General features: G+C 56.4%; 1 protein-coding gene. It reads right to left on the reverse strand.

The genetic code is table 11. The annotated features are described in order from the left end of the window. On the reverse strand, window positions 1-429 hold a 429-nt coding region (locus B4U49_RS00165; protein ID WP_239692410.1), incomplete at both ends, for a GTP-binding protein.

The raw sequence follows: 429 nt of genomic DNA on the forward strand, positions 1-429 counted from the left end.
TTCGATCGGCATCAGGAACGGCAGATCTACCGCACGCTCCGGCTCCGGAATGTACTCATCCAGGGTTTCAACCAGCTTCTTAACAGCAGTGGTACCCATTTCGTTGTCATCTTCGCCGTTCAGCGCCATCAGAGCAGAACCGGTGATGATCGGGGTGTCGTCACCCGGGAACTCGTACTGGTCCAGAAGTTCACGAACTTCCATTTCAACCAGCTCCAGCAACTCCTCGTCGTCAACCATGTCAGCCTTGTTCAGGAATACCACGATGTACGGTACACCCACCTGACGGGACAGCAGAATGTGCTCACGAGTCTGCGGCATGGGGCCGTCAGCTGCGGAACATACCAGGATAGCGCCATCCATCTGAGCAGCGCCGGTAATCATGTTCTTAACGTAGTCGGCGTGGCCCGGGCAGTCTACGTGCGCGTA

This window comes from Microbulbifer mangrovi, from assembly GCF_002009015.1.
GTDB lineage: Bacteria > Pseudomonadota > Gammaproteobacteria > Pseudomonadales > Cellvibrionaceae > Microbulbifer > Microbulbifer mangrovi.